This is a genomic window from Streptomyces sp. NPDC005820 (assembly GCF_040630255.1).
Lineage (GTDB): Bacteria > Actinomycetota > Actinomycetes > Streptomycetales > Streptomycetaceae > Streptomyces.
The window spans coordinates 16,993-43,774 of the sequence record NZ_JBEXXE010000012.1; the positions used below are offsets into that span (position 1 = coordinate 16,993).

A 26,782-nucleotide genomic window follows, 5' to 3' on the forward strand; every position below is an offset into this window, starting at 1 on the left:
TGCCCCCGCGAGGGGTGCTCGCGGGGGTGATTCCCGGGCAGGAGTTGTCACAGATTGCTGAAGTCGGGGCCCTTGGTACGGGTGCGCTTGATCTCGTAGAAACCGGGGACCGAGGCGACCGCGACGGTGCCGTCCCAGAGGCGGGCGGCCTCCTCGCCCTTCGGGGCGGGGGTGACGACCGGGCCGAAGAAGGCGATCTGCTCGCCGTCGGGGCCGGGGACGGCGATGACCGGGGTGCCGACGTCCTGGCCGACCTTCTCGATGCCCTCCTTGTGGGAGGCGCGCAGCTGGGCGTCGAACTCGAAGTCGGTCTGCTCGGCGTAGTCGATGAGGGAGGCGGGCAGGCCCACGTCCGCCAGCGCGCCCGCTATCGCCTCCACGGTCGGGCCCTCGCCGTTGTTGTGGATCCGGGTGCCGAGCGCGGTGTAGAGCGGGCCGAGGACGTCGGCGCCGTGCAGCTGCCAGGCGGCGGTGACCACGCGCACCGGCTGCCAGGCCTTGACGGCGAGCATCTCGCGGTACTCCTCGGGCAGCTCGTCGAGCTTGTCCTCGTTGAGGACGGCGAGGCTCATGATGTGCCAGCGCACCTCGATGTCCCGGACCTTCTCGACTTCGAGGACCCAGCGGGAGGTCATCCACGCCCAGGGGCACAGGGGGTCGAACCAGAAGTCGACGGGGGTCTTCTCGGACATGTGTCTCCTCAGGAGGTCTTCAAGGGAACTTCGAGAGATGCGTGAGAAAGGGCCTTCCCATCGTCAACACCGTCACCTGCGGCACGCATTCCCCGCTGCCCCGGTCAGGGGCGCGTGGCAGGATCACTCCTGTCCGCACACCGTCCGGCCACCAAGAGGGAGTACCGCCCGTGCCCGGTGAGAACCTGTCCCGCGACGAGGCCCGGGAGCGGGCCGCCCTGCTGTCCGTCGACGGGTACGACGTGTCCCTCGACGTGCGGTCGGCCGTGGGCGATTCCCGAGGGGAGCGCACGTTCCGCTCGGTCACCACGATCCGCTTCCGCTGCAACGAGCCGGGCGCCGCGAGCTTCGCCGATCTGATCGCGCCGAGTGTGACGTCCGTCTCCCTCAACGGCCGCGATCTGGACCCGGGCGAGGTGTTCGACGGTTCCCGGATCCTGCTGGAGGACCTGGCCGCCGAGAACGAGCTGGTCGTGGACGCGCAGTGCGCCTACTCCCGCACCGGCGAGGGCCTGCACCGGTTCGTCGACCCCGAGGACGGCGAGGTCTATCTCTACACGCAGTACGAGCCGGCCGACTCCCGCCGGGTGTTCGCGAACTTCGAGCAGCCCGACCTCAAGGCCCCGTTCCGCTTCGAGGTGCGGGCGCCCGAGGAGTGGACGGTGTGGAGCAACGGCGTGGGCGAGCGCGCCGACGGGGTGTGGCGGTTCGCGGAGACGAAGCCGATCTCGACGTACATCACCTGTGTGGTGGCGGGCCCGTACCACTACGTGACCGACTCCTACACCCGTGACCTCGGCGACGGCACGACCCTGGAGATCCCCCTGGGCGCCCTGTGCCGCAAGGGCCTCGCGCCCCACTTCGACGCCGACGACGTCTTCCTGATCACCAAGCAGGGCCTGGACTTCTTCCACGAGCACTTCGACTACCCGTACCCGTTCGGGAAGTACGACCAGGCGTTCGTGCCGGAGTACAACCTGGGGGCGATGGAGAACCCGGGGCTCGTGACCTTCCGGGAGGAGTACATCTTCCGGGGGAAGGTGACGCGGCTGTCCTACGAGAGCCGGGCGAACGTCATCCTGCACGAGATGGCGCACATGTGGTTCGGCGACCTGGTCACCATGGAGTGGTGGGACGACCTGTGGCTGAAGGAGTCCTTCGCGGACTTCATGGGCTCCTTCTCGCTGGTGGGCGCCACCCGCTTCACGCAGGGCTGGATCACCTTCGCCAACCGCCGCAAGGCCTGGGCGTACCGCGCCGACCAGCTGCCCTCCACCCACCCGATCACCGCCGACATCCGCGACCTGCAGGACGCCAAGCTCAACTTCGACGGCATCACCTACGCCAAGGGCGCCTCCGTCCTCAAGCAGCTGGTGGCGTACGTCGGGCAGGACGCGTTCCTGGAGGGCGCCCGCCGCTACTTCAAGCGGCACGCGTACGGCAACACGCGTCTCGGTGATCTGCTGTCGGTGCTCGGGGAGACCAGCGGCCGGGACATGGGTGCGTGGGCGCGGTCCTGGCTGCAGACGGCCGGGGTGAACTCGCTGACCCCGCAGGTGCTGCTGGACGCGCAGGGCCGGATCGCGGAGCTCGCGGTGGTGCAGGAGGCCCCGGAGTCGCACCCCGAGCTGCGGCCGCACCGGGTGGCGATCGGTCTGTACCGCCGGGAGGAGGGCGCGCTGGTGCGGTACGCGCGCACCGAGGCGGACGTCGACGGGCCGCGTACGGTCGTGCCGGACCTGGTGGGCGAGGCGGCCCCGGAGCTGGTGCTGGTCAACGACGACGACCTGACCTACTGCAAGATCCGCTTCGACGAGACCTCGCTGGAGACGCTGCACACGCACCTCGGCGACATCGCCGACCCGCTGGCCCGTGCCCTGTGCTGGTCGGCGCTGTGGAACCTCACCCGGGACGCGCTGCTGCCCGCGCGGGACTTCATCGCGCTGGTGCTGCGGTTCGCGGGGCGCGAGTCGGACATCGGGGTGCTGCAGATGCTGCACGCCTGGGCGGAGTCGGCGCTGGTGCACTACGTGGCGCCGCCGCTGCGGGCGACCGGGGCGCGGCTGCTGGCCGAGGGCGCCGAGCGCGAGCTGTACGCCGCCGAGCCGGGCGGTGAGCACCAGCTGGCGTGGGCGCGGTTCTTCGCGCAGACCGCCGAGGACCAGGGCGGCTTCGAGCTGCTGCAGGGCCTGCTGGACGGCACCTCGGTGATCGAGGGGCTGGACGTCGACCAGGAACTGCGGTGGATGTTCCTGGAGCCGCTGGTCGCGCACGGGTACGCCGACGAGAAGGCGCTGGAGGCGGAGCTCGCCCGGGACGACACGGCGTCCGGCAAGCGCCACCAGGTGCGCTGCCTGGCCGCGCGCCCCTCGGCGGCGGTCAAGGCGCAGGCGTGGGCGCTGGTGGTGGAGTCCGAGGACCTCTCCAACGCCCTGGTGGAGGCGACGATCGCGGGCTTCGCCCAGCCCTCCCAGCGGGAGCTGCTCGCGCCGTACGCGCAGAAGTACTTCGCGGCGATCGAGCGGGTGTGGTCCGAGCGGTCGATCCAGATCGCGATGACCGTGGTGAAGGGCCTGTACCCCTATCTCCAGGACTCCCCGCAGACCCTGGTGGAGACGGATGTCTGGCTCGCCGCCCACGACGGGGCGCCGCCGGCGCTGCGCCGGCTGGTGCTGGAGGCCTGGGACGACCTGGCCCGGGGCCTGCGCGGCCAGGCGTGTGATGCCAGGGCCGAAGAACACCACTAGTTCTGGCCATGGATTCCGTCGGCGGTGACCGTTACGGAATTCAGGCAATCGGACCCGTAACCCCTGGCCCCGCCCGACGGGACCAGGGGTTTTCGATGCCTACTCGGCATCCGAACACCCGTCCTTTAGGACGAGCTTGTCCAGGTTTGTCGACAGGCGTGTAACAGCGGTTAAGGGGCGGATCGGGCGCGGAATCCCCGTTGCATGAACCCCAACACGCCGCTCCCCCCGGCCACCCCCCGCCCGCTGCGCCACCTCTCCCACGACGGCCGACGCCGGGTCCTGACTGCGGCCCAGCTCCGCTCGCACGGCGTCTCCCCCGCCGAGGCCGCCGAACAGTGCCGGCCCGGCGGCCCCTGGCAGCAGCTCCTCCCCGGCGTGTTCATGCTGCACCAGGGGCCGCCGACCAGCGAGGAGCGGCTGCACGCGGTCCTGCTGTACGCGGCCCGCGAGCTGCCGGAGCCGGCCGGGGTGCCGGTCCAGCCGGAGGCCGACGGCCCGCACCGGCCGATGTACCAGGAGGCGATGATCACCGGCCTCGCGGCCCTCACCCTGCACGGCTTCACCGCCGCCCCCGCGCTGTCCTCCCTGGAGCGGATCGACGTCCTGGTCCCGCGCCTGCGCCGACTGCGCTCGACGGGCTGCGCCCACGTCGTCCGCACGGGCTGCCTGCCGGCTCCCGAGCAGGCGACGGGCGTACCGGTGGCGCCCGTCCCGCGGGCGCTGGCCGACGCGGTGGCGGGGCTGACGGACGCGGGCACGGTACGGCGGCTGCTGTCGGAGGCGGTCCGCGGCGGCCACTGCGAACCGGCCTCCGTGGTACGGGAGTTGAACCACGCCAAGCTGCTGAGCCGGCCGCATGTGGTGGACGCGGTGGACTCCCTGCTGGCCGAGGGCCGGGCGATCGCCGAGGACCGCCTCTACCGGATGGTCGTCGAGTACGGCCTGCCCGACCCGGTCTGGAACGTCGACCTGCGCCTCCCGGGCGGCCCGCACCTCGGCGGACTCGACGCCTACTGGCCGGAGCAGGCGGTGGCGGTGGAGCTGGACACCCGGGCGCCGCGCCAAGGCCATCGGCAGGACGACGACGCGCTGTGGTCCGAGTACGCCCGCAAGCGCGAGCACCTGGAGCGGCTCGGCATCACGGTCGTGCACATCACCCCGAAGAAGCTGCGGGACGCGATGGAGCAGCAGGCCACGGTGGTCCGTACGGCGCTGATGGCCTCGGGGGACCGCGACCCGGCCGCGTATGTCGTGGTGCTGCCCCGTTAGCGAGGACCGGGGCGGGATCAGGAGGGGAGAGGAGGGGCCACCGGCGACCGGTGGCCCCTCCTCGTGTCGTGGACGCGGTCGATCAGGGCCGCGTACGAGGCGATCATGCGGGTGCGGCTGAAGCGCTCGCGGCTCGCGGCGAGCGCGGGGGCGTACGCCTCCCGGTGCGCCACCGCCTCCGACCAGGCCGCCGCGATCGCCGCCGGGTCGGGCGGGGTCACCAGGCCGTGGCCCGCGACGATCGCCGCGCTGTCGCCGACGTCCGTCGAGACCGGGACCGCGCCGCACATCATGCCCTCGATCAGGCAGAGCGGGGCCGCCTCGCCCCAGGAGGAGGTGAGGGCCACCACGTCGGCGCCGGCGTACACGGTCTCCATGTCGTGCCGGACGCCGAGCAGGTGCAGCCGGCCCCGCTCCCGCCCCTCGAACGCCTCCGCGATGTCGGCGGTCAGGCCCGGGTTCGCCGCCGTCATGCCCGCCCCGCACATCAGGACGTGCCCCTCGGGCACCGTGTCCAGCCAGGCCCGGGCGGCCGCCAGGAACAGGGGGACGTTCTTCATGCCGTCGTAGCGGGCGGCGAAGACGACCACCGGGGCCTCGGCGGGGACGCCCAGGGAGGTGCGCACGGCGAGGCGGCGGGCCGGGTCCGGGCGGAAGCGGATCAGGTCGACCCCGTTCGGGATCACCTGCAGAAGGGCGGACGGGACGCCCGCCGCCTCGTACGCCGCCCGGGTCGACTCGGCGCAGCACACGGCCGCCGCCACCGTGCCGTCGGCGATCCCGGCCTTGAGGTCGTGCAGGGCGCGGCCCTGGTTCTCCGGGTCGGAGCGGTGCAGACAGACCACGACCGGGCGGCGTGGCAGGCCCGCCTGGCGCAGCAGGGCGAGCGGCTGCTCCTTGAGGGAGAGGATCACATCGGCGTCGGCCGTCGCCCGGGCGGTGTCGGCGAGTTCCGGCCCGCTGAAGGCGGCCGGATCCGTTCCCCCGATCCCGAACGTACGACCGAGGGAGGTGACGCCCACCTCGGCGCCGGTGAGCGCCCGGTAGCAGGCGTCGTCCTCCATCCGCTGGCGGGTGGCCTCGCGGTGCACCTCGCCGTGGATGCTGAGCACCCGGTGGTGCTGGCCGCCTTCCCGCAGTCCCAGCACCACATCGCTGTGCACGATCCGGGCCCCTCCGGAGAAGAACCCCTCGTAGACCGACAGCACCCGCAGTCCGCGTCCCGTACGCAACACCCTCACCCGCCTCACACCGATAACCAGCCACCCCCGCCCACTGCGGGTTAGCCGATATGAGGCGGTACGGACGTTTCGTACACGTGAACTGGACGTCACATGTGCGCGCAGCCTGGATGACGGAAGCGCCACCGCCGGTTACGGATCTTTTTCAGGCCTTGTTCTTCAGGCTTTCTTCAGTACCAGCTCGGTGTTCCGGTCCTTCGGCTCGCCGCTCAGCCGGTCCCCGTCGGTGCGGGCGTTCGCCGACAGCTCCCGGTAGAGGGCGGCGAGGCCCGTCTGGGAGAGATCGGTGAAGTCGGTGCGGTGCGGGGCGGCGGACTCGATCAGCGTGGTGTGGATCGAGAGGGTGCCGTCCTTGTTGTCGACCAGCTCGATGACCCGCGCGAGCTGCGGGAACTCCACGTGGGAGGCCGTGGAGACCTCCCAGAAGGTGCCCGCGGCGCCCTGGTGGGGGGTGATGTCGTTGCGGTGGATGTGGCCGTTCACCCAGGCGACGACATTGCGGTGGCGGCCGAGGAGGGCGGTCAGCTCGGCACCGGTGTGCCGCCGCTCCCGGGGGTGGGCCGGGTCGGGGCGGGTGTTGCTCATGCTCTGGCTGGTGTGGTGGCTGAAGACGATCGCATACGTGTCCTTGTGGGCGCGCAGGGTCGCGTCCAGCCACTTCAGCTGGGCGGTGCCGATCGAGCCGTCGTAGTGGCCGCCGGGGTCGGTGGTGTCGAGGCTGATGCCGATGACGTTCTCGGCGACCTCGAAGGTGTAGTACTGGGTGCCCGCGGCCAGGTTGCCGGCGGTGTAGCCGTGGCCGACCGGGCCCACTCCCTTGTACGCCGGGTCGAGGTGGGCCTTGACGTGCTCGGCGGGGGTGTAGGGGGCGCGGCGCTCGTCCGGGGTGACCGTGCGCATGGCGCGGGTCTTGGACTTCAGCAGGTCGCGGATGACCGTGCCCCTGGGGTCCCGGTCCTGGCTGATGCTCAGCTGGAGCCGGGACGCCTCGGCGGGGGTCAGCTCCATCAGTTTGCGGCCGCCGACCGCGTACTCGGCGAGCCAGGAGTCGCCGTGCGCGTAGCAGCCGAGCGGCATCGCGTCGTGGTTGCCGACGGTGGAGTACCAGGGCAGCGTCAGGCCGGGGCTGTTGACCTCGCGGATCGCGGCGGCGAGGAAGCCGTCGAGGTGGGGGAAGCCGCGCTGCTTGAAGCTGTCGCGGGAGGTGGAGTCGGACTGCCAGTACAGGGGGATGCCGCTGTTCTGGACGCCCTCGTAGCGGCGCGGGTCACCGGAGTTGGGGGTGATCCGGCCGCCGCTCATCACCGTGAGGTACCAGTCCAGCTCGGTGTGGGCGTTGTTGTCGGTGTTGTCGCCGGTGGTGACGACGAAGTCCAGCGGGGCGCCGGTGACGGGGGCGGCCCGCAGCGAGTTGACCCGCTCGATCAGCGAGACCGCGCCCTGCACGGTCAGCGCCTCGTGCGGCCGCCAGGAGATCGGGCTCGCGGCGCGCAGGTACTCCAGACGCAGCGGGTGCTGACTGTCGATCAGATGCAGATCGGTGAGCTGGACGAAGGCGGCGAGGGTCGTACGGCGGCCCGCGCGGCCGGACCCGGCGGCGGCGAGGTCGGTGCGGACGACGCGCTTCCAGCCGGCGGCGCTGCCGAGGCGGCGGTATCCGGAGCCGGAGCGCGGGGCGGCCACGGAGGCGAGGGTGGTGCCCCTGGTGTAGGGGGCGAGGGGGGCTGCGACGGGGCTGGCGGAGGCGGAGGCGGCCGTGGTTTCCGGAGCCGGGGCCGGTGCCTGCGGGGGCACGGACGCGGCCTGGCTTTCGGTGGGCCGCAGGGCGTAACCGACGCCCACGGAGACGGAGACGGCCGCGGAGGCGGCGAGGACGGTACGACGGTCGACCCCCAGCGCGGAGGACGTGACAGAGCGTGAGCGCGACATGGCGCGATCTCCCCGAGTGCGAACGCGTCGGCAGTGGACGCGGGGCGGTCGCAGCCGCGAACGTCCCGCTCGTACCGGATGCTCGACACCGGGTATGGCCTGTGCGTGAACGCTTCCGCAACGTGAAGCGCCGATCGCCGTACGTGGATCATGGGCGCCCGCAGCGCCCTCGGCTGCTCCTCGCGCCGCCGGGAAACGGCCGGGAAGCAGTCACTCCGTGTTCATCTCACGGGGTAACCCGTCCGTTCACGGGCCGCTCCCGCCACAGCGTCAGGGCGGTGTCGACCAGCCGGACCCGGGTGAGGGCGGGCACCGCGTCCAGGTCGTGCCAGGCGGCCATGTCGGTGGAGCCGTTGACCTCGTTGCGCAGTTCGCCGCCGACGACCCGGCCCTCGTAGACGATCCGCAGCCCGTGGTGGTCGACGGGACCCCGCAGCCCCTCCCAGTGGCGGATGACGTGCCGGGAGGAGTCCAGGCCGAGCAGGCCCGTCACCTCGACGCGGTAGCCGGTCTCCTCGTCGAGTTCACGCACGACGGTGTCCAGCGGGTCCTCGCCGTGGTCCATGCCGCCGCCCGGCAGGACCCACTCGAAGCCACCGCCGTCGGCCGGTGAGCGGGCGAGCAGGACCTGACCGTCACGGACGACCACGGCGTAGGCCGCCACCCTCAACTTCTCGCGCATACGGGCACGTTAGCCGCGTGGATCCCGGACAGGGAGCGAATATTCACCGCACAGGGTTCTCGTAGAGGGTTTTCCCCATAGATCCATATCGTTTCGGTCAACACTCCCCAAACAACCGTCTCTTGCGTAAAGCTTTCCGCTCGTCCGGAACCATGTTCCGGACGTTCTCGATCAGGTATGACCAGCCCGGTCGACCGTTCCTTTACCAACAAGGGATGCCGATGCCTTTCACCCCCCAGCGCGAACCGATATCCGGCACCAGACGCGCCGCCCGCGTCGCCGCGGCCGTCGGCCTGGTGGCCGCGCTGTCCGCGGCCGGACCGATACCCCTGGCGTTCGCCGCCGACGCGGGCCACGCCCCGGCCGCCGCCGACCCGGGCGTGAAGTCCGCCCACGACAAGCTCGGCTCCGACGACGCCGGCCTGCTCGCCGAGGCCAAGGCCGAGGGCGACAAGACCGTCACGATGATGGTCGCGACCGCGCCGGGGAAGACCGAGCAGGTCGCCGAGCAGCTGGACGCGGTGAAGGGCGGGATCGTCGGCCGGACCTTCGACAAGGTCGGCTACGTCCGCGCCACCGTCCCCACCGCGAAGGCCGATTCCGCGATCGCCGCCGCCGCGAAGCTGTCCTCCGTGCACGCCATCGACCTGCGCCAGGACATCGCGCTGGACGACCCGACGCCGAGCGCGGACACCGCGAAGGGCGCCGCGACCGCCTCGAAGGCGAAGACCTACGCCGCGCCGAACAAGAAGACCCCCGCCGAGAACCCGTACAACCCGTCCTTCGAGACGGGCGCCGTCGACTTCGTGAAGAAGAACCCGAAGGCGGACGGCCGCGGTGTCACCATCGGCATCCTCGACTCCGGTGTGGACCTGGCGCACCCCGCGCTGCAGAAGACCACCACCGGCGAGCGCAAGATCGTCGACTGGGTGACGGCCACCGACCCGGTCTCCGACAGCGACGCCACCTGGCGCCGGATGGTCACCTCGGTGAGCGGCCCGCAGTTCTCCGCGACGCCCGCGAGCACCGGCGTGCCCGAGACGTTCAAGGCCCCGGCCGGCTCGTACAAGTTCAACTACTTCTACGAGTCCATCACCGCCGGCGGCGACGAGAAGGGCGACGTCAACCGGGACGGCGACACCACCGACGCCTTCGGTGTGCTGTACGACGCGGCCACCGGGACCGTCCGCGTGGACGCGAACGACAACCTCGACTTCACCGACGACGCGCCGATGAAGCCGTACAAGGACGGCTACCAGGTCGGCTACTTCGGGACCGACAACCCGGCGACCGACGTCGCCGAGCGCATCCCGTTCGTCGTCGAGACCCGCAAGGACGTCGTCTACAACGCGGCCGGCGACAAGGCCGACTACGTCAACATCGGCATCATCGAGTCCGAGCACGGCACCCACGTCGCCGGCATCACCGCCGCGAACAGCCTGTTCGGCGGCAAGATGAACGGCGCCGCGCCCGGCGCGAAGATCGTCTCCTCCCGGGCCTGCACCTGGACCGGCGGCTGCACCAACATCGCGCTCACCGAGGGCATGATCGACCTCGTCGTCAACCGCGGCGTCGACATCGTCAACATGTCGATCGGCGGTCTGCCGCCGCTGAACGACGGCAACACCGCGCGCGACGAGCTGTACACCCGCCTCATCGACACCTACGGCGTCCAGCTCGTGATCTCCGCGGGCAACGAGGGCCCGGGCGCCAACACCATCGGCGACCCCGGTCTGGCCGACAAGGTGATCTCGGTCGGCGCGTCCATCTCCAAGGAGACCTGGGCCGCCAACTACGGCTCGCAGGTGACCAAGAAGTACGCGCTGCTGCCCTTCTCCTCGCGCGGCCCGCGTGAGGACGGCGGCTTCACGCCGACGCTCGTCGCGCCCGGCGCCGCCATCAACACCACCCAGACCTGGCTGCCCGGCGGCCCGGTCGCCGAGTCGGGCTACACCCTGCCCGCCGGCTACTCCATGCTCCAGGGCACCTCGATGGCCTCCCCCCAGGCCGCGGGCGCCTCGGCGCTGCTGATCTCCGCCGCCAAGCAGAAGGGCATCGCCCTCAGCCCGGCGGACCTGCGCACGGCGCTCACCTCCACGGCCGACCACATCAAGGGTGTGCAGGCCTACGAGGAGGGCGCGGGCCTCATGAACATCGTGGACGCCTGGAAGTCCATCCGGAAGGGCGCCACCGCGCACGACTACACGGTCAAGGCCCCGGTCGACACCGTGCTCGACCAGGCGCTGAAGACGCCCGGCTTCGGCACCGGGATCTACGACCGTGAGGGCGGCCTGAAGGCCGGTCAGAAGAAGACGTACGAGGTCACCGTCACCCGTACGACGGGCGCCGACAAGGCGGTCCGGCACGAGCTGAGCCTGGCGAACAACGCGGCCGGCACCTTCCGGATCCTCGGCTCGGACACGGTGAAGCTGGAGCTGAACAAGCCGGTCACCGTGAAGATCCAGGCCGCCCCGAAGTCCGCCGGCATCAAGAGCGCGATCCTCGAGGTCGACGACCCGAAGACCGAGGGCGTCGACCGGCAGATCCTCAACACCGTCGTGGTCTCCACCCCGGTGAACCACACCTTCCACGCCGCGAACACCGTGCAGCGCAACAGCTCGCAGCACTACTTCCTGACCGTGCCCGAGGGCGCGAAGTCGCTGGAGGTCGCGATCGGCGGGCTCAAGGACAAGAGCCAGACCCGGTTCCTGTCGATCCACCCCTACGGTGTCTCGGTCGAGGACAACGGCACGCCCTACTGCTACAACAACTACCTCGACGGCAACGGCTGCAAGCCCGACGCCCGCTCCTACGCCGACCCGCAGCCGGGCGTCTGGGAGATCGAGGTCGAGTCGCGCCGCACCTCTCCGCTGCTCGACAACCCGTACAAGCTGGACGTCACCGTGTACGGCGCCGTGTTCGACCCGGCGACCGTGACCGTGCCCGAGGCCAAGGTCGGCGAGCCCGCCACCGCCTCCTGGAAGGTGACGAACGGCTACGCGGCCGTCGACGGCCACCTGGTGGGCGGCCCGCTCGGCTCCTCGAAGACGACCCGCCCGACCATCGCGCAGGGCGAGGACCAGACCACCACGGTCGACGTCCCCGCGGGCGCCAAGTCCCTCGACGTCAAGATCGGCAAGGTGTCCGACGCCTCCGCCGACCTCGACCTGGTGGTCCTGGACGCGAGCGGCAAGCAGGTCGGGATCTCCGCCGACGGCGACTCGGAGGAGGCCGTCTCCCTCGCCTCGCCCGCCGCCGGCACCTACACCATCGTGGTCTCCGGCTACGCGGTCCCGGCCGGGACGACGGCGTACGACTACTTCGACGTCTTCTACGCCGCCTCGCTCGGCACCATCTCCGTGGACGACGCCACGCCGGTGAAGCTGGCCACGGGCGCCTCGGCGCAGGTCTCCGCGAAGGTCACCGCCGCGGCCGCCGCGCCGGAGGGCCGGGCCTTCTTCGGCCAGGTCCAGCTGGTGAACGCCCGCGGCACCGTCACGGGTTCGGGCAACGTGGCGATCGAGAAGGTCACCCCGTAACGCCGTAGGAAGAAGAAGGCGAAGAACACAAAGGGGGCGGGTGTCCGGGGGGACACCCGCCCCTTCGTCATTCGCCGCAGGCCGGCGCCGCCGCCGCCGACGACTCCGTCGACTGCGGCAGGGCGCGGGCGAGGGCCCGGCGCTCGGGGGCGATGTCCGGCTCGCCGACCGCCCAGACGTCCGGCGAGGACGACCCCTTCGGAAGGGCGACCAGCACCTGGTCGCCCTTCGCCACCAGCGGATCCATGTCCCGCGCCAGCACGAACCGGACGTCCCGCGGCGCCTGCTCCGGCTTGTACGCCCGGGTCACGCGCAGGGTGACGCGCTCCTCGTCCGTACCGGGCAGCGGCTGTACGGCCGTCACCTCGCCCTCGACGACCAGACGGACGCAGGCGAGGTAGCCGGGGTCGCCCAGCGGGCTGTCGGCGTCCTCCCGGCCCGCGCCCGACGCGGCCTTCGCCCCGCTGTCGGAGCTCGACTGGCTGCCGGCCACGCCGTGCCCGATCTGCACCACCACCCACCCGGCCCCGAACACCAGCGCACCGGCGGCGGCGACCCCCACGGCACGCAGGGCGAAGGGGCGCAGCCGGGACCGGGGCCGCAGCGGCCGTACGACCGCCGGCGCGGGCTCCTCGGCGGGCTCCGTGAGCGCCGCCGCGATGAGGCCGAGCTGCTCCCTCAGCAGCGCCACGTCGGCCGTCGCCGCGCGGTGGGCGGCCTGGGAGGCGGGGTCGGCCCGGGTCCCGTCCGGGAGGGGGTCGCCGGTGATCGCGGCCATCAGGGCGTCGGCCATGAGGGCGTCCATGCCGTCGTCCCCGTCGCGGTTCTCGTGCTGCTGTCCGGGCATGTCACACCACCTCGTCCTCGTGCAGGCGGGCGCGCAGGGCCCGGACCGCCGTGTGCAGGCGGCTCTTGACCGTGCCCTCCGGGACGCCGAGCTCGTGGGCGATCGAGGCGACCGGCAGATCGGCGAAGAAACGCAGGACGACGACCTGGCGCTGGGCGTCGGGCAGATCGTCCAGGCCCTGGGCGACGGCGAGGGAGAGCACGCTGGTGTCCTCGCCCGAGGGGTGCTCGTGCTGGCGCAGGGAGGCCAGCCGCTCGCCGAGGCGTTCCTGCCGGCGCCGGGCGCGGTGCCAGTCCATGGCGAGGTTGGAGGCGACGACCGCCGCCCACGCGGAGACGTCACGCGGAGCCTCGTACCCCTTGGCGGCCCGCTCCAGCAGCCGCAGGCGTACCTGCTGTACCCCGTCCAGCAGGTCCGCCTGCGGCACCCCGCCCAGCGCGAGCACCGCCCGCACCCGACGTTCCTGCGCCGCGTCCAGCGGGTCGCCCGGCACGAGGCCGTCCCCCTGTCCACGGCGGATCATTCTGCGCAGCACAGACACCCTCCCCTAGCCGCGTTTCCCCTACGACGCGTGGCGGGGCGGAAACGTTCGGGGGGATCCCGAGATCTTTTCGGGGCGACGGGCAGAGGTGTACGTCACACCCGGGGGCGCGGCAGCACAGCTTGCGGTGCGGGAGCGGCATGAGGGGAACATCTGCAGCTCAGCGGGGGTGTGCGGGGGATTTCCGCAGCCGTCGGGCGGGCCGGGGCGTCCCATCCCTCGGGCATGGGGGGCAAAGAATTGGACAGGCGGGCCGGTGTCGGCCGCATGATGGAAAAGCCACGGCCAGGCAATGCGTACGTAACGAGACAGAGGGAGTCGCCGTGAGGGTCGGAATCGTCGGAGCCACCGGTCAGGTCGGCACGGTCATGCGCAGGATCCTCAAGGAGCGGAACTTCCCCGTCACGGAGCTGCGGCTGTTCGCCTCGGCCCGCTCGGCGGGCACCGAGCTGGACGGCGTCACGGTGGAGGACGCGGCGACGGCCGACTACAGCGGCCTGGACATCGTCCTGTTCTCGGCGGGCGGCGCGACCTCGAAGGCGCTGGCGGAGAAGGTCGCCGCGCAGGGCGCGGTCGTGATCGACAACTCGTCCGCGTGGCGCAAGGACCCCGAGGTCCCCCTGGTGGTCTCCGAGGTGAACCCGCACGCGATCGCGGACCGCCCCAAGGGCATCATCGCCAACCCCAACTGCACGACGATGGCCGCGATGCCGGTCCTGAAGCCGCTGCACCAGGAGGCCGGCCTCGAGGCGCTGGTCGTCGCCACCTACCAGGCGGTGTCCGGCTCGGGCGTGGCGGGCGTGGCGGAGCTGCACGGCCAGGCGCAGAAGGTCGTCGCCGACGCGGACAAGCTCGCGCACGACGGCGAGGCGGTCGACTACCCCGAGCCGCAGGTCTACCGGCGCCCGATCGCCTTCAACGTCGTCCCGCTCGCCGGCTCGATCGTCGACGACGGCCTGAACGAGACCGACGAGGAGCAGAAGCTCCGCAACGAGTCCCGCAAGATCCTGGAGATCCCGGACCTCAAGGTCGCCGGCACCTGTGTCCGCGTCCCGGTCTTCTCGGGCCACTCCCTCCAGGTCAACGCCCGCTTCGCGCGTCCGCTGTCGGTGGAGCGCGCCACGGAGCTGCTCGCCGCCGCCGAGGGCGTCGTCCTCACCGACATCCCGACGCCCCTCCAGGCGGCCGGCAAGGACCCGTCGTTCGTCGGCCGCATCCGCGGCGACGAGACCGTGGACCACGGCCTCGCCTTCTTCGTCTCCAACGACAACCTGCGCAAGGGCGCGGCGCTGAACGCGGTGCAGATCGCGGAGCTGGTGGCGGCGGAGCTGAAGGGCTAGTCGACGGCCCCGACGTGGACCAGCGCCACGTCGGGGCCGTCGAAGGCGTTCCGTGTCACGGGCGTAATCCCGACCTCGAGGCGTCGAGCTGTGCTACGGTCGTGGTGTTGCAGTTGTGGTACCCATGAACCTATGTGCGCCTGCTGGGAATGTTTTCCTCCAGGCGCATTATTTGTTTTACCGGCATCTCCGGATGGGGCCTCTGCTTACAGAATGCCTACTGAAGGAGAAAACAATGGCACAGGGCACCGTGAAGTGGTTCAACTCTGAAAAGGGTTTCGGCTTCATCGCGCAGGACGGCGGCGGCCCCGACGTCTTCGCCCACTACTCGAACATCGCGACCCAGGGCTTCCGTGAGCTGCAGGAGGGCCAGCGGGTCTCCTTCGACGTCACGCAGGGCCAGAAGGGCCCGCAGGCGGAGAACATCGTCCCCGCCTGATCGCCGGACGCGTATTCCGCTCACCGGGGTCCGCACCGTCATGGTGCGGACCCCGGTTTGTGCTGTTTCCAGGAAGGCAGACCCCCGCATGTCCCGCAGGCCCCAGAAGAAAACGAACCGGCGTGTCTCGGCACCGCCACCGTCCTCGTCGTCGCCGAAGGAATTCCGGCTGCCGGAGAGCACCACCCCGGCGCTCCCCGCCGTCGAGGACTTCGCCGCGCTGGACATGCCCGCGGGGCTGCTGAAGACCCTCACCGCGCAGGGCGTGACCGCCCCCTTCCCCATCCAGGCCGCCACCCTGCCCAACTCGCTCGCCGGCCGCGACCTGCTGGGGCGGGGACGCACCGGCTCCGGGAAGACCCTGGCGTTCGGGCTGGCGCTGCTGGCCCGTACCGCCGGGCTGCGTGCCGAGTCGAAGGCGCCCCTCGCCCTCGTGCTGGTGCCGACCCGTGAGCTCGCGCTGCAGGTGACGGACGCGCTGGCACCCTACGCGACGGCGGTGAACCTCCGGCTGACCACCGTGGTCGGCGGGCTGTCGATCACCAAGCAGGCCGACGCGCTGCGGCGCGGCGCCGAGGTGGTCGTGGCGAGCCCCGGCCGGCTCAACGATCTCGTGGAACGCGGGGACTGCGTCCTCGACCAGGTGCGCATCACGGTGCTGGACGAAGCCGACCAGATGACCGACATGGGCTTCCTGCCGCAGATCACCAAGCTGATCCGGCAGGTGCGGGCCGACGGGCAGCGGATGCTGTTCTCGGCCACTCTGGACGCCAACATCGACCGTCTGGTGCAGCAGTTCCTGACCGACCCGGTGGTGCACTCCGTGGACCCCTCGGCGGGGGCGGTCACCACCATGGAGCACCACGTCCTCCACCTCCAGGACGAGACCGACAAGAAGGCCGTCACCACGCGCATCGCGGCCCGTGACGGCCGGGTCATCCTCTTCCTCGACACCAAGCGGTCCGCCGACCGGCTCGCCAAGCGGCTGCTGTCCGTGGGGGTCCGCGCGGCGGCCCTGCACGGGGGCCGCTCGCAGCCGCAGCGCAACCGCACCCTGGAACAGTTCAAGAACGGTCACGTCACCGCGCTGGTGGCGACGAACGTCGCGGCCCGGGGTATACACATCGACGACCTCGACCTCGTCGTCAACGTCGATCCCCCCACCGACCACAAGGACTACCTGCACCGGGGCGGCCGCACGGCCCGCGCCGGCGGCTCCGGCAGCGTGGTCACCCTGGTCCTGCCCGACCAGAAGCGGGAGGTCACCCGGCTCATGTCGGACGCGGGCATCCGCCCCCGGACGGCCCGTATCACCTCGAGCGACACGGAACTGACCACCCTCACGGGCGCCCGCGAACCATCCGGAGTCGCGGTCACGATCGAACTCCCCCAGCCCCCCGCCGCCCCCAGCCCGGAACGCAGCCGCCCGTCCCGCCGACGCCGCGGCACAGCCGGCACGGCCGGGGCCGGCGCCGCCTCCACGGGCGGCGGACGCGGCTCCACCCGCCGGTCGGGATCCGGCGGGGCCACGGGCACCGCCGCCGAAGCGGGCAGCCGCGGCCCGGGCCGCCGGACCACGTCCGAGGCGACCGCCGCCAAGGCGGCACGCGGATCCGGCGCAGCTGCGGGCGCCGCGGGCGGAGCAGGCGGTCGCGGGGCCGGCCGGCGGACCACCCCCGACACGGCGGCGACCGGCGCCACCTCCGGCAAGGCCGTACGCGGGTCCGGCCGGCCGGCAGGATCCGGCGGGGCCTCGGGCTCCGGCACCGGCACCGGCACCGGGACAGGCAGTCGGACCACCGGCCGCCGCACCACGGCCGGTACCGCCACCGGCGGCACCTCCGGCAAGGCCGTGCGCGGCTCCGGCGCCGCTGCGGGCACAGGAGGCGGGCGCGGCTCGGACCGCCGGGCCACGGCCGGTACGGCCACCGGCGCCGCCTCGGGCGGCGCCCGCGGAACCGGTCGTCGCGCGGGGAACCGCGGGGCCGGAGCCACGGGCAGCGCTGCCGGCGGCGGCACCCGCGGCTCCGACCGCCGCGGCGACCGCCGTGGTGCGTGAGAGCGGCACCTGAGTGACAACCCCTGGGGTCAGCGGCTGGCTGCCCCCAGGGGTGGGGGCATGCGCGCGACCGGCACCGAGGTCCGCGCCTCTCCCCAACGGGCCGGACCTTGGGGCCGACGCGCCTCCAGCCTGCCGGACTCGGGCCGGCGCCCACCGGCGATCCGGGCCCGGAGCCGGTACCCCCACGAGCCGACCGCGCCCCTGGGACCGGGCCCGGCCAACACGCCGTCTTTGACGGCCGGTGCCTGACCGCGCCCCTGGGACCGGGCCCGGCCGACACGCCGTCTTTGGCGGCCGGTGCCTGACCGCGCCGCTACCTGGGACCGGCGCCCGGCCGACACGCCGTCTCTGGCGGCCGGTGCCTGACCGCGCCCCCTCGGACCGGCGCCCGGCCGACACGCCGTCTTTGACGGCCGGTGGCACTCCGGCCGGCCATGCCCCTTGCTACCGGCGCCCTCCAGCCGACCGTGCCCGGTGGGGCGGTGCCGTGTTAATCGGCCGAGTCGGGTGGGTGGGTGGGTGAGGCTGTTAGGGACAGGGTGGCGGCCAGGAGTAGGGCCGACGTCGGGCCCAGGGTGTCCGAGAGGCGGCCGCCTGTGAACGCGCCGAGCGCTATCGCCGTGTTGAACAGGCCGGCGACCAGCGCGGAAGCGGCCTCACGGGCAGAGCGGGGCACGGCAGCCGACAGCCAGGTCTGGGCGGCGACGGACACACCGCCGTAGAGGAAACCCCAGAGGAGCAGGAGTACGGCCGACGCGGGAAGGGAGCCCCGCGCCGGGACCAGGAGCGCGATCACCGTGCCCAGGGCCACCGCGAGGGCGCGGAACGTGCGGCGCGGGTCGCGGGCGGCGAGGGCCCCGGCGACGAAGGTGCCGACGACGCCGACAAGGCCGTATCCGAGGAGGAGGGTGTTGAAGTTGCCCGGACCGAGGGCGGGGACCCGTTCCAGGACGGGGCGGACGTAGGTGTACGCGGCGAAGTGACCGGTGACCAGGAGGCCGATCGCGAGCAGGCCGCGGCGCAGGCGCGGGGACCCACCCAGCCGCACCAACTCCCCCAGAAGGACGGGCTGTTCGGCGGGGAGCGGCGGGAGCACGGCGGCCAGGGCGCCCGCCACGGCGAGCGCCGGGACGGCCGGTGCGACGAACGCCCAGCGCCAGCCGGCGGCCTCGCCCAGGAAGGTTCCGGCGGGCACCCCCAGCACGGACGCGAGGGCGATCCCGCTGAAGACGACCGAGGTGGCCCGGGCGACCGAGGCCGCCGGAACGAGCCGTACGGCGAGCCCGGCGGCGACCGCCCACACCCCGCCGATACAGACGCCGACCAGGGCACGGGCGGCCAGCAGCACGCCGATGCCGGGGGCGAGCGCGGACAGCAGATCGGCCGCGGCGAGCAGGAGGAGTAAGGCGCAGAGGACGTGTCGCCGGTCCGTCCGTCGTACGGCGACGGGTAGCAGGGGCGCTGTCACGGCGGCGACCAGCCCCGGCAGGGTGAGCGCGAGCCCGGCGGTGCCGGCGGAGACGCGCAGCCCGTCCCCGAGCGAGGTGAGCAGACCGACGGGCAGCATCTCGGTGGTGACGACACAGAAGGTGGCGCCGGCCAGGGCGAGAACGGCGGCCCAGGGGCGGGCGGGGGTGGGGGAGGTGTCGTCCGAGGAGACGGTGGTGGGGGTGGTGGAGGACATGCCTCCACCATTCAGCGCCCCGCCCGCGCTTCCCATCCCCGTCCCGGAGAGCGGACGGACCGTCACCCGTCCCCGGCGGCGTGCCGGTCCTCGAACGCGCCCCCCGGACCACCCGTAACGTCGTCGCCGCGCGCGCCCCTCCCATGGAAGGATGGCGCAACCCACACATAACGAGGAGATGACCGCGTGCCTGGCACAAACCTGACTCGCGAAGAGGCGCAGCAGCGGGCGAAGCTGCTCACCGTTGACTCGTACGAGATCGATCTCGATCTCTCCGGCGCGCAGGAGGGCGGCACCTACCGGTCCGTGACCACGGTGCGCTTCGATGTCGCGGAGGGTGGCGCCGAGTCCTTCATCGATCTGGTCGCCCCGGCCGTCCACGAGGTCACGCTCAACGGCGATCCGCTGGACGCGGCGGAGGTCTTCCAGGACTCCCGGATCGCGCTGCCGGGCCTGCTGCAGGGCCGTAACGTGCTGCGGGTCGTCGCCGACTGCGCGTACACCAACACCGGTGAGGGGCTGCACAGGTTCGTCGACCCGGTCGACGAGCAGGCGTATCTGTACACGCAGTTCGAGGTGCCGGACGCCCGTCGGGTGTTCGCCTCCTTCGAGCAGCCGGACCTGAAGGCCACCTTCCAGTTCACCGTGAAGGCGCCGACGGGCTGGACCGTCGTCTCCAACTCCCCGACGCCCGAGCCCAAGGACGACGTCTGGGCCTTCGAGCCGACGCCCCGGATCTCCAGCTACATCACCGCGCTGATCGTGGGGCCGTACCACTCCGTGCACAGCGTGTACGAGAAGGACGGGCAGTCCGTCCCGCTCGGCATCTACTGCCGGCCGTCGCTCGCGGAGTTCCTCGACTCGGACGCGATCTTCGAGGTGACGCGGCAGGGCTTCGACTGGTTCCAGGAGAAGTTCGACTACGCGTACCCGTTCAAGAAGTACGACCAGCTGTTCGTGCCGGAGTTCAACGCGGGCGCGATGGAGAACGCGGGCGCGGTCACCATCCGCGACCAGTACGTCTTCCGGTCCAAGGTGACCGACGCGGCGTACGAGCTGCGCGCCGAGACCATCCTGCACGAGCTGGCCCACATGTGGTTCGGCGACCTGGTCACCATGGAGTGGTGGAACGACCTGTGGCTGAACGAGTCGTTCGCCACCTACACCTCCATCGCCTGCCAGGCGTACCACCCGCAGTCGCGCTGGCCGCACTCCTGGACCACGTTCGCCAACTCCATGAAGACGTGGGCCTACCGGCAGGACCAGCTGCCGTCCACCCACCCGATCATGGCCGAGATCCGCGATCTCGACGATGTGCTGGTGAACTTCGACGGCATCACGTACGCCAAGGGCGCGTCCGTGCTGAAGCAGCTCGTCGCCTACGTCGGCATGGACGAGTTCTTCCAGGGCGTCCAGGCGTACTTCAAGGCGCACGCCTTCGGCAACACGCGCCTGTCCGATCTGCTCGGCGCCCTGGAGGAGACCTCCGGCCGTGATCTGAAGGCCTGGTCGAAGGCGTGGCTGGAGACGGCCGGCATCAACATCCTGCGCCCCGAGATCGAGACGGACGCGGACGGTGTCATCACCTCGTTCGCGATCCGCCAGGAGGCCCCGGCGCTCCCCGCGGGCGCCAAGGGCGAGCCCACCCTGCGACCGCACCGCATCGCCGTGGGCCTGTACGACCTCGACGACGCGAGCGGCAAGCTGGTGCGGGGTGAGCGCGTGGAGCTGGACGTCGACGGCGAGCTGACCGCCGTACCGCAGCTCGTCGGCACGCGCCGTCCGGCGGTCGTCCTGCTCAACGACGACGACCTGTCGTACGCCAAGGTCCGCCTCGACGAGCAGTCCCTCGCCTTCGTCACCGAGCACCTCGGCGACTTCGAGTCCTCCCTCCCCCGCGCCCTGTGCTGGGCCTCGGCCTGGGACATGACCCGCGACGCCGAACTGCCCACCCGCGACTACCTGTCCCTGGTGCTGTCCGGCATCGGCAAGGAGTCCGACATCGGCGTGGTGCAGTCGCTGCACCGTCAGGTCAAGCTCGCCATCGACCTGTACGGCGCCCCCGCCACCCGCGAGGCCCTCCTCACCCGCTGGACCGACGCCACGCTCGCCCATCTGCGGACGGCCGCCGCCGGCAGCGACCACCAGCTGGCCTGGGCCCGCGCGTTCGCCGCCACCGCCCGCACGCCGGAGCAGCTGGACCTCCTGGAGGCCCTGCTGGACGGTTCGCAGACGATCGAGGGCCTGGCCGTCGACACCGAGCTGCGCTGGGCGTTCGTCCAGCGTCTGGCGGCCGTGGGCCGGTTCGACGAGGCGGAGATCGCCGGCGAGTACGAGCGTGACAAGACGGCCGCCGGTGAGCGCCACGCGGCGACCGCCCGGGCCGCCCGTCCGACGCCGGAGGCCAAGGCGGAGGCGTGGGCCTCGGTGGTGGAGTCCGACAAGCTGCCCAACGCGGTCCAGGAGGCCGTCATCGGCGGCTTCGTCCAGACCGACCAGCGCGAGCTGCTCGCCCCGTACACCGACAAGTACTTCGAGGTGGTCAAGGGCATCTGGGAGTCCCGTTCGCACGAGATCGCCCAGCAGATCGCGATCGGGCTCTACCCGGCGATCCAGGTCTCCCAGGAGACCCTGGCCAGGACCGACGCCTGGCTGTCCGCCGCCGAGCCGAACGCGGCCCTGCGCCGCCTCGTCTCCGAGGCCCGCGCGGGCGTGGAACGCGCGCTGAAGGCCCAGGCGGCGGACGCGCGGTAGCCGTTCCCGCGGTTTCTGCCGTTCCCGCGGTTTCTACGGTGGTGAGGGCGCCCGGTGTCGCATCGGGCGCCCTTTCCTATGGCTCCGTGCGGGTGAGCGCGGCCAGGGTGGCCCGGAGCGGGGCCGACTCGGGCATGCCCAGGTCGGTGTAGAGGGCCAGGGCCCGCTCGTAGCACCTGACGGCCAGGGAGGTGTCGCCGAGGGCGCGGTGGGCGTCGCCGAGGCCGCTGTGGGCGCGGGCCTGCTGGCCGGGGTTGCCGATGTCCTCGGCGATGACGAGGGCGTCGGTGTGCGGGGTGAGGGCGTCGGCGGGGCGGCCGGCGGCCAGGGCGGCCTCGCCGAGGCCGTTCAGCGCTCTGGCCTCGCCGTCCCGGTCGCCGTTCTGGCGGTAGAGGGCGAGCGCCTGCCGGTGGCACTCGGCGGCCTGCGCGGGCCGGTCGAGCCGGGTGTGGACGATGCCCAGGCTGTGCAGGGCCCCGGCCTCGCCGTACCGGTCGCCGACCTCCCGGAGCAGGATCAGGGCCTGCTCCTGGTGGCGGGCCGCCGAGTCGAGCCGGTCGAGCCGCGCCTCGACGGTGCCGAGGTCGTTGAGCGCGTGGGCCTCCAGATACCGGTTGCCGGTCCGGCGGAACAGGGCCAGGGCCTGCTGGAGCCGGTCGGCGGCCTCTCCGTAGCGGCCCAGCTGGCCCTCGACGGTGGCGAGGTCCTTCAGCACGATCGCCTCGCCCGACCGGTCCCCGGCCTTCCGGTACAGCGCCAGCGCCTGTTCGAGACAGCCGACGGCCGACTCGAAACGGCCCAGCCGCTCGTCGACGAGACCGAGGTTGACGAGGGCGCGGGCCTGGCCGGTCGTGTCCTCGGCCTGCCGGAACAGCGTCAGCGCGTCCTCGAGGTGCCGTCTCGCCGGTTCGTGCCGGGCCAGTTGCCAGTAGGCGGTGCCGATGCCGAGCAGCGCGCGGGCCTCGCTCGCCGGATCGCCGATCAGCCGGGCGGCGTCCCGGGCGTGGCCGTGGATGGTCAGGCCGTCGGTGTGCCCGCCGGTGATGAGGTGCCGGTACAGGGTGAGGGAGAGCCGGATGGCGTGGGTGGGCCGGCCGTGGGTGGCGGTGTGGGCGGACATCGCCGTCAGACACGCCCGCTCGGCGGTCAGCCAGGCGCGCGCGGCGTCGGGATCGGACAGGTCCGGGGTGGCGGCCTCGGGGGCGGGGGGCCGTAGATGGGCCTCGGCCGGGTGGAGGCAGGTCATGGCGGCGGCCGCGGTGGCGAGGTAGTGGTCGAACAGCCGGTCGAGGGCCGCCTCGCGGGCCGCCGGTGCGTCCTGGGCCGTGGCGAGCCGGGTGGCGTAGGCGCGCAGCAGGTCGTGCATGCCGTACCGGGCGCCGTCCACGCGCTGGACCAGATGGGCGCGGGCGAGGACGTCGAGGACCCGGCGGGCGTCCACCGGGTCGCCGTCGGTCAGCGCGGCGGCGGCGTGGGCGTCGAGGTCGGGGCCGGGGTGCAGGCCGAGCAGCCGGAAGGCGCGGGCCGCGTCCGCCGGCAGCTGCCGCAGCGACCAGGAGAACACCGCGGTGACGGCGGCCCGGGGGTCGCCGTCCACGTCGAGCAGGTCCAGTCGCCGCTGCTGGTCGGTGAGTTCGGCGACGAGCTCGGCGAGCGGCGTGGCGGGACGGGCGACGGCGAGTTCCGCGGCGACCCGCAGCGCGAGCGGCAGTCGGGCGCACTGTGCGGCGAGGGCGTCGACGGACTCGGGTTCGGCCTCGGCGCGGGGGCCGACGAGCCGGCGCAGCAGGGCGCGGGCTGCGTCGGCGGGCAGCAGATCGAGGTCGAGGCGGTGGGCGCCCTCCCGGGCGACCAGCCCGGCCAGGCTGTCGCGGCTGGTCACCAGGACGGCGCAGGTGCCGGTGCCGGGCAGCAGGGGACGGACCTGCTCGACGGTGGCGGCGTTGTCCAGCACGATCAGCATCCGCCGGTCGGCGATCTCGCTGCGGTAGCGCGCCGCCCGGTCGTCCGGCTCCAGCGGGACGTCCTGCCCCGCGACGCCGAGCGCGGTGAGGAACCGGACCAGCGCGTCGGCGGCGGTCATGGGCTGCTCGGGGTCGTAGCCGCGCAGGTTCACATACAGCTGGCCGTCGGGGAACCGGTCCCGGGCCCGGTGCGCCCAGTGCACCGCCAGCGCGGTCTTGCCCACGCCCGCCGTCCCGGACACCGCCGAGACCACCACGGCGGCCGGCCGCTCCGACGCCGCGACCAGGATCTTGTCCAGCCGGGCCAGTTCCTCGTCGCGGCCGGTGAACCCCGCGGCCTCCATGGGGAGTTGGGCGGGAACCGCCGTGCCGCGCGGGGAGCCGGTGCCGGTGCTGGTGATGTTGCTGCCGGTGCCGGGTGGTGTGCGGTGGGCGGTGGGTCCTGCCGCCTTGCCGCCCAGGATCGTCTGGTGTTCGTGCCGGGCCTCGGCTCCCGGGGTGGTGCCGAGTTCCTCGGCCAGCCGCTTCCGCAGGGCGGTGTAGCAGGCGAGTGCCTCCGGGGCGCGCCCGGCGGCGTGCAGCGCCCGCATCAGCGATACGGCGAGCGGCTCGACCAGCGGGTGCTCGGCCACCAGGACGGACAGCGTGTCGACGACCACGAGGTGGCCGCCGACGCGGAGTTCGGCGTCCGCCCAGTCCAGGACGGCGTCGATCCGCTGCTGCAGCCAGCTCTCCCGGGTACGCGCCGCCCAGTCACCGGACAGCCCGCCCAGCGGCTCACCCCGCCACAGCCCCATCGCCTCCCGTAGCGCCGCGAGCCGCTCCGCCGACCGCGCCGTATCGGATCCGCCGGTCTGACGGGCCGTCGTGACGAGGTTCCGGAACCGGTGCGCGTCGACCAGGTCCGGCGGGATGTCGAGCCGGTAGCCCCCCGAGCCGCGCCGCAGGGGCGGCGGCGAGGGCGCCCGGCCGCCGCCGTCGCCACCGCCGTCATCGTCGGTGAGGTGCGGGAGCGTCTCCGCGAGAACCCGGCGGATCCGGGCGACATGGGCGTAGAGCGTGGCCCGTACCTGGGCGGGCGGCTCCTCGCCCCACACCCGGTCGATCAGCGTCTCGGCGGACACCCAGCGGCCCGCGTCCACGAGCAGCGCCGCGAGGAGCGTGCGCCGTTTGGCGGGACCCAGGTCCACCGGCCGGCCCGACACCCATAATTCCACGGGCCCCAGCAGCCGAAATCCCGTCACGCCCGTCTCCCCTGCCCCGCCTTGCGCACACGCTCGTTCCCCACCGGGCGTCACCCAACCACCCGGCCACCTGCGAGGCAAGATTCCCGCAAGTTTCCCGTCCACCTCGCCCCTCCATCGTGTCCCTGGCGACACCGCGCACGAGGAGATGCCGGACCGCTCGCCGGCCCCATGAGCAGCAGCGTGCCGTACGGGGGACGGCACGCTGCCCCTCCCTCAGCCGACGTGGGCGGCCAGGGCGGACTCGATCACGGGTGCGTCGGCGGTGTCGGACGCCCAGGCCACGTATCCGTCGGGGCGCACGAGGAGGGCCGTACGGCGTTCGCCCGCCCAGTGCCCGACCGTGAGCCGGTCCTTGCGGGCGGGGGTGGGGTCGGCGTCGTCGGCCGGGGTGACCAGGACGAACCGGCCGCCGCGCAGGGCCTCGTAGAGGCGGCCGCCGCCGGCCAGGGCGAGGTCCGGGACGCGGGTGCCGGTGAGGCGGTGGGCGCCGCGCGGGGCGGGGTAGCGGTAGCCGATGCCGGTGATCTGCCCGACCGCGCGGCGACGGGCGGGGGCGGCGGTGTTCAGGAAGGCGGTGAGACCGGCGCGCAGGGCCAGGGTCCAGGGGCGCTTGGCCATGGCCATGCGGACGATGCCGCCGCTGCTGCGCAGCACGGACCTGCCGACGGGGTGGCGTTCGGTCTGGTAGGTGTCGAGCAGTTCCGGGCCGCTGTGGCCGTGGATCACCTGGGCGAGCTTCCAGCCCAGGTTGGCCGCGTCCTGCAGACCGGTGTTCATGCCCTGCCCGCCGGCCGGGGTGTGCACGTGCGCGGCGTCGCCGGCCAGGAAGACCCGGCCTACGCGGTAGGCGGGCGCCTGGCGTTCGTCGCTGTGAAAGCGGGACATCCAGCGCGCGTCGTACATCCCGTAGTCCCGGCCGAGGGCGAGGCGGGTGACCTCCTTGACCTCGTCGAGGTCGAGGGGCTCGCTGTCGGGCACGTTGCGGGCGCGGTTCCAGCCGATCACCCGGTAGTAGCCGTCACCGAAGGGGGCGAGGAAGGCGAAGGCGTCGCCGACGGCGTTGACGGTGAGCAGCGACTCGGGCTCCTCGGCGAGCCGGACGTCGGCGAGGACGACGGAGCGGATGACGGAGTGGCCGGGGAAGTCCAGCCCGAGGGCGTTCCGTACGGCGCTTCGCATGCCGTCGGTGCCGACCGTGTACGCGGCGCGCAGGTGCTCGGTGTCCCCGGCGGGCGTGCGGACGGTGACGGTGACCCCGTCCGCGTCCTGGACGACGTCCGTGACCTCGGTGTCGTACCGGAACCGGACCCCGGCCTCCGTCGCCCGCCGCAGCAGCGCCTTCTCCACCTCGTACTGGGGGATGACGAGGAGGTGGTTGAAGCGGGAGGGGAGGGTGTCGAGGGCGATGGTGAGCCGGCCGAAGAGACGGAGACGGTCCAGGGGGCGGCCGGCCTGCTCGACCTCGTCGGCGAGGCCGCGGGCATCCAGCTGTTCGAGCGTGCGGGCGTGCAGGACGAAGGCGCGGGAGAGGTTGCTGATCTTCCGGGGGCGCTTTTCGAGGAGCGTGACGGGGACGCCGGCGGCGGCGAGGTCACCGGCGAGGAGGAGGCCGGTGGGGCCGGAGCCGACGACGATCACGTTGCTGGTGGTGCCGGTGGTGCCAGTGGCGCCCTTGGTGCCGGTGGTGTCCGTGGTGCCGGTCATCTTGGCCTCCTGGAGTGCCAACGCCTGTTGGTCAACATGTGTTGGTCAACGCTTGTTGGCAACCGTAGGGGACCGCGCGAAGGAATGTCAACGCTCGT

General features: G+C 72.6%; 16 protein-coding genes. 7 read left to right on the forward strand and 9 right to left on the reverse strand.

The annotated features are described in order from the left end of the window. Positions 1-47: 47 nt before the first annotated feature. Entirely contained in the window at positions 48-692 is a 645-nt protein-coding gene (locus tag ABZ464_RS16510) for a DsbA family protein (protein ID WP_359276895.1), read from the reverse strand. 170 nt (positions 693-862) lie between these two features. Between ABZ464_RS16510 and pepN (ABZ464_RS16515) the strand changes: the two genes are divergently transcribed. Next, the gene (pepN, locus tag ABZ464_RS16515; protein WP_359276898.1) at positions 863-3,439 is read left to right on the forward strand and encodes an aminopeptidase N; all 2,577 of its coding nucleotides are present in this window, start codon (positions 863-865) and stop codon (positions 3,437-3,439) included. A 204-nt stretch (positions 3,440-3,643) separates the two neighbouring features. Continuing rightward, a complete protein-coding gene (locus ABZ464_RS16520) occupies positions 3,644-4,711 on the forward strand; it encodes a hypothetical protein (protein ID WP_359276901.1) in 1,068 nt (355 codons plus the stop codon). Positions 4,712-4,728: 17 nt separating this feature from the next. Here ABZ464_RS16520 and ABZ464_RS16525 read toward each other — a convergent pair whose 3' ends face one another. The 3 genes from ABZ464_RS16525 to ABZ464_RS16535 form a co-directional block, all read right to left on the reverse strand. Further along, positions 4,729-5,919 (reverse strand): glycosyltransferase, encoded by a 1,191-nt coding sequence (locus ABZ464_RS16525; RefSeq protein ID WP_359277404.1) that lies wholly within the window; start codon positions 5,917-5,919, stop codon positions 4,729-4,731. Between the two features lie 192 nt (positions 5,920-6,111). Further along, positions 6,112-7,881, reverse strand: a complete 1,770-nt coding sequence (locus tag ABZ464_RS16530) for a TIGR03767 family metallophosphoesterase (RefSeq protein ID WP_359276902.1) — start codon at positions 7,879-7,881, stop codon at positions 6,112-6,114. 226 nt (positions 7,882-8,107) lie between these two features. Next, positions 8,108-8,563 carry an NUDIX hydrolase gene (locus ABZ464_RS16535; protein ID WP_359276905.1) on the reverse strand — a complete coding sequence of 152 codons (456 nt, stop codon included), beginning with the start codon at positions 8,561-8,563 and terminating at the stop codon, positions 8,108-8,110. Between the two features lie 221 nt (positions 8,564-8,784). Here ABZ464_RS16535 and ABZ464_RS16540 point away from each other — a divergent pair, with 221 nt between their 5' ends. Continuing rightward, positions 8,785-12,102 (forward strand): S8 family serine peptidase, encoded by a 3,318-nt coding sequence (locus ABZ464_RS16540; RefSeq protein ID WP_359276908.1) that lies wholly within the window; start codon positions 8,785-8,787, stop codon positions 12,100-12,102. 67 nt (positions 12,103-12,169) lie between these two features. Here ABZ464_RS16540 and ABZ464_RS16545 read toward each other — a convergent pair whose 3' ends face one another. After that, entirely contained in the window at positions 12,170-12,949 is a 780-nt protein-coding gene (locus ABZ464_RS16545; RefSeq protein ID WP_359276910.1) for a hypothetical protein, read from the reverse strand. 1 nt (position 12,950) lies between these two features. Further along, a complete protein-coding gene (locus ABZ464_RS16550; RefSeq protein ID WP_359276913.1) occupies positions 12,951-13,472 on the reverse strand; it encodes a sigma-70 family RNA polymerase sigma factor in 522 nt (173 codons plus the stop codon). Between the two features lie 341 nt (positions 13,473-13,813). Here ABZ464_RS16550 and ABZ464_RS16555 point away from each other — a divergent pair, with 341 nt between their 5' ends. The 3 genes from ABZ464_RS16555 to ABZ464_RS16565 all read left to right on the forward strand — a co-directional run bounded on the left by ABZ464_RS16555 (position 13,814) and on the right by ABZ464_RS16565 (position 17,328). Further along, on the forward strand, positions 13,814-14,830 hold the full coding sequence (locus ABZ464_RS16555) for an aspartate-semialdehyde dehydrogenase (RefSeq protein ID WP_359276916.1): 1,017 nt from the start codon (positions 13,814-13,816) through the stop codon (positions 14,828-14,830). Positions 14,831-15,065: 235 nt separating this feature from the next. Beyond that, a complete protein-coding gene (locus tag ABZ464_RS16560; RefSeq protein ID WP_020943502.1) occupies positions 15,066-15,269 on the forward strand; it encodes a cold-shock protein in 204 nt (67 codons plus the stop codon). Between the two features lie 88 nt (positions 15,270-15,357). Continuing rightward, positions 15,358-17,328, forward strand: coding sequence for a DEAD/DEAH box helicase (locus ABZ464_RS16565; RefSeq protein WP_359276919.1), 1,971 nt, complete (start codon positions 15,358-15,360; stop codon positions 17,326-17,328). A gap of 493 nt (positions 17,329-17,821) precedes the next feature. Here the strand turns inward: ABZ464_RS16565 and ABZ464_RS16570 are convergent, their stop codons facing one another. Further along, the gene (locus tag ABZ464_RS16570; protein WP_359276922.1) at positions 17,822-19,015 is read right to left on the reverse strand and encodes an MFS transporter; all 1,194 of its coding nucleotides are present in this window, start codon (positions 19,013-19,015) and stop codon (positions 17,822-17,824) included. Between the two features lie 186 nt (positions 19,016-19,201). Here ABZ464_RS16570 and pepN (ABZ464_RS16575) point away from each other — a divergent pair, with 186 nt between their 5' ends. Further along, positions 19,202-21,769: an aminopeptidase N gene (pepN, locus tag ABZ464_RS16575; RefSeq protein ID WP_359276924.1), complete on the forward strand. Its 2,568-nt coding sequence runs from the start codon at positions 19,202-19,204 to the stop codon at positions 21,767-21,769. A 76-nt stretch (positions 21,770-21,845) separates the two neighbouring features. On the opposite strand, the gene ABZ464_RS16580 is transcribed toward pepN (ABZ464_RS16575), so the two are convergent. Then, on the reverse strand, positions 21,846-24,938 hold the full coding sequence (locus ABZ464_RS16580; RefSeq protein WP_359276927.1) for a tetratricopeptide repeat protein: 3,093 nt from the start codon (positions 24,936-24,938) through the stop codon (positions 21,846-21,848). A gap of 255 nt (positions 24,939-25,193) precedes the next feature. Further along, entirely contained in the window at positions 25,194-26,684 is a 1,491-nt protein-coding gene (locus ABZ464_RS16585) for an FAD-dependent monooxygenase (protein ID WP_359276930.1), read from the reverse strand. Between the last annotated feature and the right edge of the window lie 98 nt (positions 26,685-26,782).

Coding starts and splice junctions, on each gene's coding strand:
- ABZ464_RS16535 (WP_359276905.1), bottom strand. CDS start 8,563: ATGCGCGAGAAGTTGAGGGTGGCGGCCTACGCCGTGGTCGTCCGTGAC.
- ABZ464_RS16510 (WP_359276895.1), bottom strand. CDS start 692: ATGTCCGAGAAGACCCCCGTCGACTTCTGGTTCGACCCCCTGTGCCCC.
- ABZ464_RS16520 (WP_359276901.1), top strand. CDS start 3,644: ATGAACCCCAACACGCCGCTCCCCCCGGCCACCCCCCGCCCGCTGCGC.
- ABZ464_RS16560 (WP_020943502.1), top strand. CDS start 15,066: ATGGCACAGGGCACCGTGAAGTGGTTCAACTCTGAAAAGGGTTTCGGC.
- ABZ464_RS16565 (WP_359276919.1), top strand. CDS start 15,358: ATGTCCCGCAGGCCCCAGAAGAAAACGAACCGGCGTGTCTCGGCACCG.
- ABZ464_RS16545 (WP_359276910.1), bottom strand. CDS start 12,949: ATGCCCGGACAGCAGCACGAGAACCGCGACGGGGACGACGGCATGGAC.
- ABZ464_RS16585 (WP_359276930.1), bottom strand. CDS start 26,684: ATGACCGGCACCACGGACACCACCGGCACCAAGGGCGCCACTGGCACC.
- ABZ464_RS16530 (WP_359276902.1), bottom strand. CDS start 7,881: ATGTCGCGCTCACGCTCTGTCACGTCCTCCGCGCTGGGGGTCGACCGT.
- ABZ464_RS16570 (WP_359276922.1), bottom strand. CDS start 19,015: ATGTCCTCCACCACCCCCACCACCGTCTCCTCGGACGACACCTCCCCC.
- ABZ464_RS16540 (WP_359276908.1), top strand. CDS start 8,785: ATGCCTTTCACCCCCCAGCGCGAACCGATATCCGGCACCAGACGCGCC.
- ABZ464_RS16550 (WP_359276913.1), bottom strand. CDS start 13,472: ATGATCCGCCGTGGACAGGGGGACGGCCTCGTGCCGGGCGACCCGCTG.